Origin of the sequence: Pseudomonas kilonensis, assembly GCF_001269885.1 — a bacterium.
GTDB lineage: Bacteria > Pseudomonadota > Gammaproteobacteria > Pseudomonadales > Pseudomonadaceae > Aquipseudomonas > Aquipseudomonas kilonensis.
The window spans coordinates 215,165-229,166 of sequence record NZ_LHVH01000022.1; the positions used below are offsets into that span (position 1 = coordinate 215,165).

The following is a 14,002-nucleotide window of genomic DNA, read 5'->3' on the forward strand; positions in this document are numbered from 1 at the left end:
GAGCACCTATTTGAACCCGCGACGTCGGCCAGAAGCGGACTTCTAAAATTTCAGCCAAAAAGACATGCACTCAGGGAATGAATGCTGGAGGGCTGAAATTTGCTGAGTATGAGGCGAGAGGGCTCGCCAGATAGAGGTGTCTGATGACCAAACCTCCGGCATACGTGCAGCCCTCGGACGCGAAATTACTTAAAGCATTGTGGTGACACGTAAACATCTCGTTTAACATAATATACATTATGTGTACTAACAGATATTCCCACGGCCCCCGTTGATGGCTGAATTTGAAGCCAGTCCCATCCTCTGAATACCGTACTGTGAAGTCGCCGATATTCTTCAACGCTCCCAAAACCCACACAACGTACTAAGGTTTAAATCGCCTGCTGAATCGGCGCGATTTCCTACGCGCAGCCACCGTGCGACAAACAAGGAAGGAACGAACAGTATGAATGCCAGATCGGACCCTGGCGGTGACGGCATCGTCCTGGCACTGGGAGCCACCGAAAGCGTCGACAGCGTGGCCTACGCCTACGGACATGCGCGCTCGACACTCTGGGATCACCCACGCAATGCCGATCTGCGCCATCAACACCCGGACGGAACGGCGCTTGCGACGGGTGATTTATTGTTCGTGCCCCCGCGTACGACAGCGACCTTCGAACAGAACGCCACCGGGCGAAGGCACACTTTCCGCGTGCTGAACACGCCGGCCATGCTCAGGTTTCGTCCTTATGCACTCGCCGGCCAAGGCCTGGCGCGCCACTTCGAAGTATTGCGTGGCGACACGCTGCTGGGGCGTGGCACGGCCGAAGCGAACGGCGATATCGTCTGGCCGCTTGAGCCAACCGCCGATGACATCACCGTACGCGTAACCTTTGACGGCTTCTTGCGCGACTACCAATTGAGGCTTCGCGCGCTCGACCCGATCAGCACCCTCAAGGGTGTGCAACAACGCTTGCGTGGCCTCGGCTACTTCAACGGCGAATGCGATGGTCAGATGAATGACGCGACCCAGGTGGCCATCGGTGCGTTCAAGATGCAGGCCGGGTTGCCCGACGACGATGAGTTACTGAGCGATGCCGTACGCGCGACGCTCCACGGCTACCACGGAGAGGCCTCCCTATGATCCGGGTTCACAAAACGCCAACGGCCCCTCCCGCGCTGCAGCGCTCGCATGCGGAGATGCAAAAAGGCATCCAGCAGGCTGTCCAGGCTGGCGCCGTGGTGGTCCTCTGTACCAAAGGCACCAACACCGCCAAAACAAAAAGTGTCCCGAAAGGCGCGGTGAAGATCGTCATCGACGACGATCAGTACAAGCCGCCTCACGCCAAGGCGCTGCTGAAGGTAGACCAACATGGCAAATGTGCCTTTTGCGAGGCGCGCTTCATGAGTACCGCAGGCGGGGATGTCGAGCATTTTCGGCCGAAAAAACGCCACGACGGTTTCGTCCCCGTGGGCGCCCAGGCACTCGATAACCTCGGCTATTTTCAATACGTTTACGACTGGAGCAACCACTTGTGGTCATGCAAGGAGTGCAACGAGACCTACAAGAAGAACTACTTCGACGTGATACCGGACAACCTGACGGATCCGCCACCGAGCCTGGAAGACTTCGACACGGAGGACGAGTTCTGGCAAGCCATTGGCGAATGGGGTCGCTTGGTCCCACCGCAACACGACGCGTGGAACAACCCGAGCAACGTCGAAAAACCGGTATTGATCAATCCTGTCACCGAGAATCCGCGCGAACACATCAGCTTCGATTCAGAGACAGGAGAAGCCGTTCCCGCCCCTCTCGACGACCTTAACCAACAAATGCAGCCCACGAGCGACAGGGGTGGCAAGAACATTCTGGTCCTCGGCCTGAACCGCAAGGAGCTTGTGTTCGCCCGCATGCGGCACCTGGCGATGCTACGCGGCGTGTTCCTGGAGATGACCCGCAGCCTCGACCTGACGATCGAGTTCCTGAAATGGCAGCGTGGAGACGAGTGGTTCAAGACCCTGACGGTGCCGACATTGCGCTACCAGGTGAAGTACCACGCCGCTTACCCAGTGTCGGAGGATCAAACCCGCTCGGCCATCGAGTTTTTGTATTACTCGACGACGCCCCAGGCGCCGTTTTCGGCCTTGGCAATGGATGCCTTTGCCTGCTGGAGCCTGGAGCTGGCAAGGCACGTGATGCAGTCACGCGAGCACATCACCCAGCTGCAGGCCGCACAAAGCGGCAATGCCCCGGCCACCCGCAGCGTCCACGAACTTCCCCAGCTCGGTCTGCATGAGGTCATCCTGGCTACCTACCAGGCGGACATGGAGGCGCTGAAAGCGTTGCGCAACACCCTTGATGCGTATGCCCCATTATGGGATGCCGGCTTTGAGCAAACGCACATTGAATACGTCTGCCGTTACCGCCTGGCACAGGTCATGGCTCTGCACGCCCAATTTTACAAGGACCAAAAGGGCTTTTCCCGTTACGACCCGGTTTTTGTCGCTGCTTTTCTGAGCCACGAGCGCGATGTCCTTGATGTCTGGAATGCCCTGGAAACCTATGAGTGCGACAAGGATACATGGAGCAGCGCGATAGACACGATGAACCAAAACCTGACGGAATACGGGCCGGATCTCGCAGAAGACCTCACTGCCCATTGCAACCATATCGTCGCCAGCCTCAACCAAGCGACACAAGCGTTCACCCAGAATCGAAACCTGAATCAGACAGCGCCCTGGTGCAGCGAAGTGGTCAAGATCGGTCAGGATGGTGAACTGCTTACCGCTGAGCTCGACCGTCGGTGCCAGGCCTGCGCAAACGAAGATATGAGCAACAGCACCAGCAGCATGCGCGTCACACTGACGGAAGTTGCCGAGGCCATCGACACGCTGAAAATGGGCAATACCCCCGAAACAGTGTTGCCATTTCCGCTGCCAACTCCACCGAAACCCTGGATCACGCCCAAGGCCACCGGGCTGCGCAAGCGCGCCGGCATGCCCCCAAATCTGGACGCCGCGTGGCAGCATATCCGTCTCAAGTCCAATTCATGAGCCCTTCCAGCGCTCCACCGCACGCCGATCCAATTCCGGAAACGTCACCTGACAGTCGCCCGGATCAAGGCCATCCACCCTCGCCCGTCCGAGCTCATCAAGCACACCGCTGTACTGGGTCCCGTTTGGCAGGGCAATGACATAGGACTCCCCTGCAACGGGTTGCCCCTGCATATCCACTAACTCGATCTCCACGAATGTCAGCACCACCACCGGCTCAGGTCGACTGGCGGATTCGGATGAGGCTTTTACCGGCAGACGCTTGCGGGCTGCGGCGGACACCGGCGCAACACCCTCTTCTACAGCGACCGAGGCCGGTAGGCGAACGGGCATCGGCCGCTGGTATGGATAAACGTAAGCACACAGCTCCCCGCTCCATAGTTTGCTGGCTACCTGGCGGCGAACTTCCTGATCGTCCAGCAGATGGACCAGAGACTCCTGGGCAGATAACAGCGCGCGCAAACGGTGTATCTGGTCGGCCCCGGCAAAATGTCGGTGAATAAAGCTGTCGGCCTGCCACGCTTCACGCAATTCGATCCTGCTTGCCCCGCTCCCCCCTTGCTGCATGGACGGACCGTCAGCAAGGCTGGATCGAGGCGCCAACTCGATGCGATCGGCGCCATCAAAAAAACATATCCGCATAGGCCGCCAGTCCCGGGCAGGAGGATGAAGGGGCAGTGTAGATGATTATCATGGAGCCCCTGCTACAGGCCACTGATAAGTCCGGTGCGAACACTGCGAAGCCAGTGACTCAATCCTGTAAATGACATCGCACACACTGCTGCTCATCCCCCAGCAAGGCCTGAGGCTTCTCGCAGCCAACGGTGCATAGATTGCACCGTTCGCGGAAGAAGCAGCCACTCGGTAGTTGGCGGTTCCCTGGTAATTCGGTAGGCGCCGCGACTTGCTCGTCGTGCAGTGGCACGCCCAGTCGTGGTACCGCCTCGAGCAACAACCGGGTATAGGGGTGACGTGGCTGATCGAGCACTTGAGCCGCGCTGCCCAGTTCAACGATTTGCCCCAGGTACATCACCGCCACCCGATTAGCCATATGACGCACCACTGATACGTTGTGAGAAATCAGGATGTAAGTCAGATTGCGGGCACTTTGCAGCTCTGCCAGCAGGTTGAGAATCTGCGCCTGAACCGAGATGTCCAGCGCTGACGTGGGCTCGTCCAGGACAATGATATCCGGGTCTGACGAAAGGGCTCGGGCGATGGCAATGCGCTGACGCTGCCCCCCGGAAAACTGGTGCGCGAAGCGGTCCAGGTACTCCGGGCGGATGCCGACTTGGGCCGCGACCCTGGCGGCCACATCGCGCATCTGCGCATGGCTGACATGACCTCGGGCGTATAACGGTTCGGTGATGATTCTCCAGATAGGCAGGCGCGGATCAAGGGACGACTGTGGATCCTGGAAAACAATCTGGACGTTGCTGCGGCCTTCGCCGCTGCGATTGACCCAGTTCAGCTCCCCGCTGCTCGGCGGCACCAGGCCCATCAACAGCTGGGCCAAGGTGCTCTTGCCGCAACCTGACTCGCCGACAATACCCAGGGTCTCGCCTGCCCGCACCTGAAGATCAATCCCGTTCAAGGCGTGGGCATATCCACGCGGTCGCCCCAACCAGTCATTGCTCACGGGGAAACGAACATGAACATCGTCAAGTTGAAGAATCGTGGGAGCTTGGGTGATGGGTTGAAGGACGGCACTGTTCATCACGAAAGCTCCTTGACCGGTAACCAGCACGCGCTTTTACGTTGGTCATTACCGTTGATAGTGTTGAGATTCGGGCGTTTGCTACAAACCGGCATGGCGTATGTACACCGCTCCTGAAAAGTACAGCCCACGGGCAAAGAGGCCAGGTTCGGCACTTGACCGGGAATGGTCAGCAGCGGCTGGCCCGGCTCGACCATTTCCGGCAGGCCACTGAGCAAACCTTGCGTATAGGGATGTTGCGGATTTCCCATGACATCGGCCGTGCGGCCCTCCTCGACCACTGCCCCTGTGTACATGACGTAGACCCGGTCGCAGAACTGCGAAACCAATGCCATGTCATGGGTGATGAGCAAGATGGCCGTGCCCCGCTGCCTGGCTTTTTCTCGCAACAGCAACAGCACCTGGCGTTGCACGGTCACGTCGAGGGCCGTTGTCGGCTCGTCGGCGATCAGCAATTGAGGTTCGCAGGAGAACGCCAGCGCGATCATCACCCGCTGGCGCATGCCGCCAGACAGCTCGAAAGGATAGCTCTCCAATACCTGTTCCGGACTGGCGATGTGCATGTCGCGCAACAGTGCGATCGCCTTGAGGCGGGCTTGGGCGGCGCTGATTTTCTGGTGATGGATGATCACATCGAGCATTTGCCTACCGATGCGCCGGGTCGGATTCAAGGCTGTCATCGGTTCCTGGAAAATCATCGCGGCATCGCGTCCACGAATCGTCAGTAACTCTTTTTCAGGCGCTGCCAGCATGTCGCGACCGAGCATGCTCAGGCTGCCGGCGGTGATGCGATAGCTGCGCTCGGGCAACAATCGCATGCTGAGCATGGCCGTGACCGACTTGCCCGATCCGGACTCGCCGACGACGCCGACGATTTCCCCGGGATTGACGTGCAGCGACACGCCGTTCAGGGCTTTGACGTTGTTTTTGTAAGCCGGGAATTCCAGGCTCAGGTTGTCGATGGACAATACTGGACTCGACGTCTGCATGGTCACTTCCCCTGTTGCCGTGGGTCGAGCAGATCGCGTACGCCATCGCCCAGCAAGTTGAACCCGGTGGCCGTGATCAGAATCGCCAGGCCTGGAAAGGTCGAATACCACCAGTTATCGAGGATGTAGTTGCGCCCGGTGGCGACCATCGCGCCCCACTCGGCCGTAGGCTGCTGCGCCCCCAGGCCGATAAAACCCAAGGCCGAGGCCATGAGGATCGCGCTGCCGATATCCAGGCTCAACTGCACCAGCAATGGCGGCATTGCGTTGCGTGCCACGTGCCAATGCACCACGTGCCAGCGCCCTGCCCCGAAGGTTTGGGCGGCCTTGACATAACCCATCTCGCGGATGCTCAAGGCTTGGCCGCGGGCTAGCCGGACATAGGAAGGAATTCGTACCAGCGTAATTGCCAGCATCGCGTTGAACAGGCTCGCGCCCAACGCAGCCGCCAAGGCCATGATCAGCACCAGCGATGGCACCGACAGCATGATGTCCATCAGGCGCATGATCAATGCGTCGAAACGACCACCGATGACCCCGGAAAAGCACCCCAGCAACCCGCCGATAAAACAGGATGCAAAAGCCACGAACAGACCGACACCCACTGACTGCTGGCTACCGAACAGCACGCGGCTGAACAGGTCGCGGCCGACTTCGTCGGTGCCGAACCAATGGGTGCTGGACGGCGGCGCCAGGCGTTCGGCCAAGTTCAGCGCGTTGGGATCGTGACTGGCGAGCCAAGGGGCGAAGATCATGCACAGCAAGACGATACAAGTGATCGCCAGGCCCGCCATGGTCAGCGGACTGCGGCGGACGCGGTAGGTCAGATAGGCGAGCTTTTCGTTCCAGCGCGGGCGGCGCGTGGCCATCAGGGTAGCGGACATTTCAACTTACCTCGCCGATGCGCGGGTCGATCACGCGATACACAATATCGATGGCCATGTTCAGCAGCACATAGATGAACGAAACCAGAATGGCGAAACCCATCACCGCCGGGAAGTCCAGCGACTGGATCGACTTGACGACATAGGCGCCCATGCCGGGCCAGGCGAAGACCGTTTCGGTCAGCACCGCGCCGTACAGCAAATCTCCGAGGGTCAGCCCCAGGACAGTCACTGAAGGGATGAGCGCGTTAGGCAGTGCATGGCGCAGGATCACAGTCCATCGGGACAAGCCGTAGGCGCGGGCGGTGCGGATATAGTCTTCGCCGAGTTGATCAAGCATGGCTGAACGAATCTGCCGTGCGACGACGCCCAAGGTCACGAACCCCAGGGTTGCCGCCGGCAGAATCAGATGCTCCACGGCATCGAGAAACAGCCTGCCCTCACCGGCGAGCAGCGAGTCGAGCAGATAAAAACCGCTGATTGTCGGCGGCGGAACAAGCCCTTCGGACAGCCGCCCTCCTCCCGGCAACCAGCCCAGATGCCCGTAGAACAGAACGATGGCGCCCAGGCCGAGCCAAAAGGCCGGCGTTGAAATACCGGTGACTGCAAGCGTGCGGGCGATCTGGTCAATCGCCCGATTGTGATAAACCGCTGATAGCACGCCAAGCGGCACGCCAGCCAGGATCGCAAGTACCAGCGCTACCAGCGCCAACTCCAGTGTCGCCGGGAAGAACGTCTGCAAGTCTTCCAGAACGGGACGGCTGGTGCGTATCGACGTTCCCAGGTCTCCCTGCACCAGGTCCATCAGATAACGACCGTATTGTTGATACAGCGGCAGATCCAATCCCAGTTGATGACGTATGCCGGCCACCAACGCATCACTGGCGCGGTCGCCAGCGATCAATCGAGCAGGATCACCCGGGATCAGGTGCGAAATTGCAAAGGTAATCAGCGAAACGCCGAACACGACCAGCAACAGGCCGAGCAGGCGCTTGCGCAACAAAGTCAGGAAGGCCATTTTGGCACCTCAGTAACACCCACGACGAAAGTCAGAAGCCGCGCCAGCCATCAATGGCCAGCGCGAGGGAGCCGGTTTATTTGCTCATGCTGCCCAAGTTGAACACCTGCTCGAGCATGGGGTTGAACACGTAACCCTTGACCGAATCACGCATCGGCAAGGTGTAGCTCTTCTGGTAGAGGTAGGCGTAGACGCTGTCCTTGAGCACCATTTTCTGCGCGGTCTGGTACAGCTCGACGCGCTTCGCGGTGTCGCTATCAGCGGCGGCTTCTCGAATCAACGTGTCGACTTGCGGGTTGCTATAGAACGAGCGGTTGCCCTGCAGGCCCTGCATCTTGGAGTCGAACCAGAAGTTCATGAACATGTACGGGTCGGCAAAGTCCGGGCTCCAGGCACCGACGGCAATGTCGTAGTCCGCCTGGCCGACGCGCTCACGCAGCGTGGCGTTGGCGAGCTTTTCCAGCTTGAGGTTGATACCCAGTGGCGCCAATGCAGCTTGCAGAGTCAGGCCGATCGGTTCCCAGTTAGGGTCCTTGTCCGAATACATGTAGCTGAGGTTGGTGATTTTCTGCGGTGTTTTGGCGAGGCTGTCCTTGGCCGCGGCCATGTCCTGCTTCATCGGCGGCAACGAGCTGTCATACGCCCACATGCCGTCCGGGATTGGCCCATTCAGGAGCTTGGCCTTGTCCCTGAGAATGCCTTTGACGATGCCGTTGTAGTCCACCGCTTCGGTGATCGCGCGACGTGCATCGACGCTGGTCAGTGGGCCCTTTTTGTTGTTCAGGTAGAGATAGGTGACCCGTAGCGACGGGAACTCCTTCACCGCCACGCCGGGCTTGCTGGCAAGAACGCCGAGCTGGTCTTCGGGCATGTCTTCGATGATGTCCAGGTCACCCCGCTCCAATTGCAGGCGACGCACGGAGGGCTCACCGATGATCTTGATGACCACGGTTTTCAGCGCAGGTTTGGGACCGGCGAAGTAGGTGTTGGGCTCCATGGTCAACGACTGGCCTTTTTGCCAGTTGCTCAAGCGGAAGGGACCGGAGCCTGCGGTATGGCTCGACAGCCAGGCATTGACGTCCGCGCTTTTATTGACCACAGCGGGGTTGATGATCGAAGCGCCATTGTGGGCCAGGGTAAACAGGAACGGCGAGAAAGGTGTCTTCAGGGTGAACCGGATGGTCTGCGGGTCGACAACCGCGACCACCATGTCCTCCGGAAATGCACCGGAAGGTCCCTGCTTGAGGGTCATCAAGCGATCAAAGGAAAACTTCACCGCGGCGGCATCTACAGGGGCGCCGTCGTCAAATTTGTTGCCAGGTTTGATTTTGAATTCCCAGACCAGATTGTCCGGAGAAACGGTCCAGCTCTCGGCCAGGTCACCCTGGACTTCGGTGCTGCTTTTGTCGCCTTCGACCTTGTAGCCGACCAGGCGCTGGTACGACGGGTAGGTAATGGTCCAGTCGTTGTTATCGAAGGTCACGGCCGGGTCGAGGGTCTGGGGATCGGCGGGTTTGCCGATGACCAGGGTGTCTTGTGGTACAGCCGCTGTCGCGGCCTGCCAGGCACCAAGGCTCAATGCACTGCACAAAATACTCAGCAATAGCTTGCCGGCGCCGGGAAAGGGTTTGCTGGTCACGGTGTTCATTGGGTTCATGCCGGTTTCCTTGATCATTCGATAGAGGGAAGTACGTCAGGTTTTTTATAAAAGCTATAACCGGGCAGTTGCAGGTGAAACGTAAGTAACGCTGTCTTGTTATTGTTATCAGCCGCACTGAGCGTGGGCTGCGCGGTGCTATCTGTTGGTGAATCAGTGGTTTAAACATCCTCCAGCAAGGGGTAATCGTCGGCATTCGGAAGTTCGTAATGCCACCACTCGGTGGCAATCGCCTGGAAGCCGGCGGCGAGCATGACCCCCACCAGCAGCAGTCGATTGCGTTGCACGTCTACTGGCAAGTCGAGATAGAACTGGTGGGATTTCTCCTCCATTGCGTCGAATTCAGTCCCCATATTCAGCGGCTCGCCATCAGTACCGACCAGCGTCAGATCCACCGCCACGCCACGGCTGTGATGGGAGCCCAAATGTGGGTCACGCACGTAGTCGTTGTTTGGCAGCGCGTCCCACAACAGGTACTGAGCGTAAGGCGGCCGATAGGCGTCATAGATGCGAAGGGTAAAGCCGGCCTGACGCGCGAGCTGACTGGCCTTGTACAAGCAGTCGGCCGCCTGGCGATGTAACAGGCAACGCGCATTTGGATAAATCACTCTTCCAGCCAGGTTGTCTGCACCGGCGTAGATCAAATCGATTTGCACCTGGTAGCGCTGGGCATCGATCTCTACAAGGGGGCTGTTGTTCACGCCAATACTCCAGTTGGGATTCGGTGGGACGATGAGGATCAGCCTTCGAACTGACCGAAAGCTTTTTGCAATTGACGGTTCTTGGCCAAGCGCTCATCGAGCCGATCCCCGTATTTCTCAGCGACGGCCGACACGATGAGATTCAACAGGCAGGCCAATGGCGCAGGTGAATCCCAGAACTGCCCGACATCGGTTTTCAGTTGCAAGAGGTCGATTGGGTAGTCTCTGGCCCAAGGGCATTGCAGGTCGGTGATCAGGGCCAATGGAAGGTTGTTGTCTATGGCCGCGTCGCAGAAAGTCTGAGTCACGCTGGAATAAGCACGGAAATCCGCAATGATTGCGTAGGGATTGGCGAAGCCGGAATTCAGGGTTTCTGCGTAAATGCCGGACAGACCATCGACGTAGTAGACCTTGGGCCGGATGTACTCAAGGTGGCTATGGAACGCTGTGAGAATCCCTCGAGTGGACTGAATGCCGAGAATGAACACTGCATCGGCTTCGTAGATGCGTTGCACGATATCGGCGAACGCGTCACTGCGCGCCAGACCGTAGACATACCGAATGGCCTCGATCTCCCGACTCAGGGAACGATCAAGAGTATCTTGCTGATTGCTTTCGGCACGAAAGGCGCCGATGCGATCAGTGATTAGCCACGACGCTGGTGTTTCAACGCGCAGGCTCTGTTTGATTTCATCGATGTTCTGGTAACCAAGGGATCGAAAAAAGCGCCCTACGGAAATCCCGGTGGTGGAGGTCTGCTGCGCGATGCTATCGGCCGACTCGAACGGAAGCTGTTCTGGGTTACCCAACAGATAACTGGCGATCCGCTTGCCTGTCGGGGTCAGGTTGGAGAACTCTCGCTCCAGCAACTGCAGGAAGCTGTTCTTTTCCATGGATTTTCAGAGCTCTCGAACGCGAAATGTTATTGTAGTGTCATTAATTTAAGCTGTGTTACAACAATAACATTCGCTTTCGAAGCAATACAATGACTATTTTCAGCAGACGTCCTGCGAGGATCAGACGGGAGCACCTACGTGAGCTCCATCGCCGCTTCGTTTGGCTCGGGCAAATCAGCCTCGGTACAGAGATCCCTCCGCCGTTGTTGATGCAAGCACCTTAATGTCCAGAATTGTTGGGATAAACCAGAGAGCTCCGATAACACTGTTTGTGATACTCAAACAATAGCGATGATGACTCATCGCAAGAAACGACTGTTGCTATCAGATAAGCCCGGACTGTAACTGCCCCCCTCCTCGCCATTCGCTTACTGTCGTGGCTCATCCCTCGGAGCGATTCCCATGCCGGATACCGCCAATCTCTACCTGTTCGTGGTTGCTGTCGTGCTTCTGCTGATCGTCCCGGGGCCCAACATGGCCTTTGTCACCAGCCATGCGTTGGCCCACGGCTGGCGTGCCGGCATTGCTGCCGCCCTCGGCATTTCCTTTTCGGACGGGCTGATGACGATGATGGTCAGCGCGGGCATTGGTGCGCTGGTGATGAGCTGGGCGCCGGCGTTCGATCTGCTACGTCTGGCCGGGGCCGGCTATTTGCTGTGGCTTGCCTGGCAAGCACTGAGAACGCCGGCAGCGACTCAGGATAGCCAGCTCCAGGCGGCTTCGCTGTGGAAAATCTTCTGCCGAGGTGCCCTCAACAGCCTCCTGAATCCCAAGGCGCTGCTGTTCTTCATGGTATTCCTGCCCCAGTTCGTCAACGTCAAGGCCGGCGGCGTGACTCTGCAGTTGATCTTCCTCGGAGCATTGCTGGCACTGATTGCTCTCGTCTTCCATACCCTGCTAGGTGTTTGCGCCGCCCTGCTCAGGGCGAAACTGGCAAGCGGCGGGATTTCAAGGCGCCTGGGTACGTATGGTTTTGCCGGGGTCATGACAGCGCTGGCGGCGCGCCTGTTGTTTCTTGACCGCCCGCTTTGACCACTGGCTTCCCTGCGCCGGCGATTGGCCTATGCTTAGCCAATCCATAGCGGAGCTGGATCAATGTCGTCCTCGGAAACCACCCTCCTCCAAAGCTGGCACCACAACGCCCAACCCTGGATCGAAGCCATCCGCACCGGCGCCATCGAAAGCCGGCTGACGGTCACGGACCAGGCCATGCTGCTGGCGGTTCAGAGCCGCCAGCCTGAGCGTGTGCTGGATCTGGGCTGCGGTGAAGGCTGGTTGTTACGGGCGCTGGCTGAACGGGGCATCGAGGCGGTCGGTGTGGATGGCGACGCGACGCTGGTCGATGCGGCCCGCGCAGCCGGTTCCTCGCCGGTGCACCTGGCCAGCTATGAAGCGCTGGTGGAGGCGAAGGTGGACGTCGGCACCGACTACGACCTGATCTGCGCCAACTTTGCCCTGTTGCACCAGGACATCATTCCGTTGCTCGCTGCAATGAACGCCCTGCTCGGTCCAGGCGGCGCGCTGGTGGTTCAGACGCTGCACCCATGGACCGTGGCGGCGGGCGATTATCAGGACGGTTGGCGAGAAGAAACCTTCGAGGGGTTCAAAGGCCAATGGCAACCCATGCCATGGTATTTCCGCACGTTGTCCAGTTGGCTCAATGCCTTGGACATGGCCGGTTTTCGACTGGTCGGCCTGCAGGAACCGCAGCACCCACAAAGCCCGGTGCCGCAATCGTTGCTATTGGTGGCCGAGCAATCCCCGTCACGGCGTTAGCGACTCGACGGTAAAACACCCCGAGCGATAAACCCTGCGCGCCTGCATGCCGCGCTTTTGCAGGGTTTTCCTGACAGTCCTGAGAAACATGCCGTGGGAGACAACGATCGTGATCTTCCCCGGTTCGCCGCAGCTGTTGTAAAGCTCATCGGCCACACCGAGCGCCCGCTGGTGTTCGGCTTTTCTGCTGGCGGCGCCCAGTGAAATCCCCAACAACCACAGAATCCTGTGCAACGCGAACCAATGCCTCACGCCCATTTTCAAGACGGGAATGCTGCTTAACCGCAGGTCGTATTCGCGTAACCGAGCATCTTTTTGAATACGCGCTACGTCGAATAACCGGCATGCCGTCGCGTAGGCTCTGTTGACGGGCGAGGAAATGATGTTGGCTTCGCTCGCCAAAAGCCCTTGGGACACGTCCGGTTGGCTCAGGAATGCTGTAATCTCAGCCTCATCGATGGATGAGGTCTGGTTGTATTCATCCAGCAGGGTCTTGGCCGAACGCGCATTACAGGGCTTGTAATCGATCAGCGGCGTAGCGTGGCGTATCAGGTAAATCACAGCAACAGCTCCTTTGTTTTCCCGGTAAATCCCTTTCGAAGCACACCTGTATACAGGCAACGACGCCATTGATCGAGTGCCGATCGCTGTGCATGCAACCCCACCCCGGGCTGCATGCTGGTGACGGAGTGATGGAACAGTGATTTGCAAGCCTCGACCGAGGCTGTTTTCAACTTGAAGGGATACACGATGAACACCGCTCAGCTCTCGATTCAACAGTACATCCGTGCCAAGGACGGCAACCGCCCACACCTGCTGGACCAGGCCTTTACACCGAGCGCTATTCTGGACATGGTCGTGCGCACTGGTTCCATCGCGTTTCCCGACCACGTCGAAGGCCGAGCCGCCATTGGCGACGTGCTGGTCAGTCGCTTTGGCCAGACCTTCGAAAATGTCTACACGTTCTGCCTGGCCGCCCCACCACCGGCAAACGCCGAGGCGTTCCAGTGCAAATGGCTGGTGGCGATGTCCGACAAGAACAGCGGCGAGGCACGCGTCGGTTGTGGCTTGTATGACTGGCAGTTCGATCCAGCATCGAAACTGGTCGAGCGACTGACCATCACCATCGAACACATGAAAACCCTGCCAGCGACCGATCTGCCGATGATCATGACCTGGGCATCGAGGCTGGAGTACCCATGGTGCCGGCCTGAAGCGGCAATCGATAACGCGCCGGATTTGGGCGAGTTGCAAGAAGTAGCCCGCTACTTGGCCAATACCGGGCAGTGAAGAAAGTGAAGAAAGTGAAGAAAGTGAAGCCAGCCTGA

14 protein-coding genes are annotated in these 14,002 nt (G+C 58.6%); 5 read left to right on the forward strand and 9 right to left on the reverse strand.

The genetic code is table 11. The features are described 5' to 3' along the window. Positions 1–445: 445 nt before the first annotated feature. Positions 446–1,126: a peptidoglycan-binding domain-containing protein gene (locus tag AD662_RS15270; RefSeq protein ID WP_053188508.1), complete on the forward strand. Its 681-nt coding sequence runs from the start codon at positions 446–448 to the stop codon at positions 1,124–1,126. Next, positions 1,123–3,036 (forward strand): HNH endonuclease family protein, encoded by a 1,914-nt coding sequence (locus tag AD662_RS15275; protein ID WP_053188511.1) that lies wholly within the window; start codon positions 1,123–1,125, stop codon positions 3,034–3,036. Before AD662_RS15270 ends, AD662_RS15275 begins: the two co-directional genes overlap by 4 nt. Here AD662_RS15275 and AD662_RS15280 read toward each other — a convergent pair. The 8 genes from AD662_RS15280 to AD662_RS15315 all read right to left on the reverse strand — a co-directional run bounded on the left by AD662_RS15280 (position 3,031) and on the right by AD662_RS15315 (position 10,895). Then, entirely contained in the window at positions 3,031–3,567 is a 537-nt protein-coding gene (locus tag AD662_RS15280; protein WP_139213127.1) for a carboxypeptidase-like regulatory domain-containing protein, read from the reverse strand. The genes AD662_RS15275 and AD662_RS15280 overlap by 6 nt on opposite strands. A gap of 220 nt (positions 3,568–3,787) precedes the next feature. Further along, complete coding sequence (locus AD662_RS15285; RefSeq protein WP_018603950.1) at positions 3,788–4,753, reverse strand: ABC transporter ATP-binding protein; 966 nt, start codon at positions 4,751–4,753, stop codon at positions 3,788–3,790. Beyond that, positions 4,753–5,742, reverse strand: coding sequence for an ABC transporter ATP-binding protein (locus AD662_RS15290; protein WP_027913085.1), 990 nt, complete (start codon positions 5,740–5,742; stop codon positions 4,753–4,755). The genes AD662_RS15285 and AD662_RS15290 overlap by 1 nt, the downstream gene beginning before the upstream one ends. A 2-nt stretch (positions 5,743–5,744) precedes the next feature. Beyond that, complete coding sequence (gene ddpC / locus AD662_RS15295; RefSeq protein ID WP_053188522.1) at positions 5,745–6,626, reverse strand: D,D-dipeptide ABC transporter permease; 882 nt, start codon at positions 6,624–6,626, stop codon at positions 5,745–5,747. 1 nt (position 6,627) lies between these two features. Next, entirely contained in the window at positions 6,628–7,644 is a 1,017-nt protein-coding gene (locus AD662_RS15300; RefSeq protein WP_053179873.1) for an ABC transporter permease, read from the reverse strand. Positions 7,645–7,720: 76 nt separating this feature from the next. Beyond that, the gene (locus AD662_RS15305) at positions 7,721–9,301 is read right to left on the reverse strand and encodes an ABC transporter substrate-binding protein (protein ID WP_053179875.1); all 1,581 of its coding nucleotides are present in this window, start codon (positions 9,299–9,301) and stop codon (positions 7,721–7,723) included. Positions 9,302–9,462: 161 nt separating this feature from the next. Further along, positions 9,463–10,002: a D-alanyl-D-alanine dipeptidase gene (gene ddpX / locus AD662_RS15310; RefSeq protein ID WP_053188525.1), complete on the reverse strand. Its 540-nt coding sequence runs from the start codon at positions 10,000–10,002 to the stop codon at positions 9,463–9,465. 38 nt (positions 10,003–10,040) lie between these two features. After that, complete coding sequence (locus tag AD662_RS15315; protein WP_053188528.1) at positions 10,041–10,895, reverse strand: MurR/RpiR family transcriptional regulator; 855 nt, start codon at positions 10,893–10,895, stop codon at positions 10,041–10,043. Between the two features lie 405 nt (positions 10,896–11,300). Between AD662_RS15315 and AD662_RS15320 the strand changes: the two genes are divergently transcribed. Further along, entirely contained in the window at positions 11,301–11,930 is a 630-nt protein-coding gene (locus AD662_RS15320) for a LysE family translocator (RefSeq protein WP_018603937.1), read from the forward strand. Between the two features lie 63 nt (positions 11,931–11,993). Continuing rightward, complete coding sequence (locus AD662_RS15325; RefSeq protein WP_053188531.1) at positions 11,994–12,674, forward strand: class I SAM-dependent methyltransferase; 681 nt, start codon at positions 11,994–11,996, stop codon at positions 12,672–12,674. Here AD662_RS15325 and AD662_RS15330 read toward each other — a convergent pair. Then, a complete protein-coding gene (locus AD662_RS15330; protein ID WP_018603934.1) occupies positions 12,663–13,235 on the reverse strand; it encodes a histidine phosphatase family protein in 573 nt (190 codons plus the stop codon). The two genes, AD662_RS15325 and AD662_RS15330, sit on opposite strands and share 12 nt — an antisense overlap. A 189-nt stretch (positions 13,236–13,424) precedes the next feature. Between AD662_RS15330 and AD662_RS15335 the strand changes: the two genes are divergently transcribed. Beyond that, the gene (locus AD662_RS15335; protein ID WP_053188641.1) at positions 13,425–13,964 is read left to right on the forward strand and encodes a hypothetical protein; all 540 of its coding nucleotides are present in this window, start codon (positions 13,425–13,427) and stop codon (positions 13,962–13,964) included. Positions 13,965–14,002 lie beyond the last annotated feature (38 nt).

Bases quoted from the DNA above. Each gene is read 5' to 3' on its own strand.
- AD662_RS15320 (WP_018603937.1), top strand. From the start codon at position 11,301: ATGCCGGATACCGCCAATCTCTACCTGTTCGTGGTTGCTGTCGTGCTT.
- AD662_RS15325 (WP_053188531.1), top strand. From the start codon at position 11,994: ATGTCGTCCTCGGAAACCACCCTCCTCCAAAGCTGGCACCACAACGCC.
- AD662_RS15270 (WP_053188508.1), top strand. From the start codon at position 446: ATGAATGCCAGATCGGACCCTGGCGGTGACGGCATCGTCCTGGCACTG.
- ddpC (WP_053188522.1), bottom strand. From the start codon at position 6,626: ATGTCCGCTACCCTGATGGCCACGCGCCGCCCGCGCTGGAACGAAAAG.
- AD662_RS15315 (WP_053188528.1), bottom strand. From the start codon at position 10,895: ATGGAAAAGAACAGCTTCCTGCAGTTGCTGGAGCGAGAGTTCTCCAAC.
- AD662_RS15305 (WP_053179875.1), bottom strand. From the start codon at position 9,301: ATGAACCCAATGAACACCGTGACCAGCAAACCCTTTCCCGGCGCCGGC.
- AD662_RS15290 (WP_027913085.1), bottom strand. From the start codon at position 5,742: ATGCAGACGTCGAGTCCAGTATTGTCCATCGACAACCTGAGCCTGGAA.
- AD662_RS15275 (WP_053188511.1), top strand. From the start codon at position 1,123: ATGATCCGGGTTCACAAAACGCCAACGGCCCCTCCCGCGCTGCAGCGC.
- AD662_RS15285 (WP_018603950.1), bottom strand. From the start codon at position 4,753: ATGAACAGTGCCGTCCTTCAACCCATCACCCAAGCTCCCACGATTCTT.
- AD662_RS15300 (WP_053179873.1), bottom strand. From the start codon at position 7,644: ATGGCCTTCCTGACTTTGTTGCGCAAGCGCCTGCTCGGCCTGTTGCTG.
- AD662_RS15335 (WP_053188641.1), top strand. From the start codon at position 13,425: ATGAACACCGCTCAGCTCTCGATTCAACAGTACATCCGTGCCAAGGAC.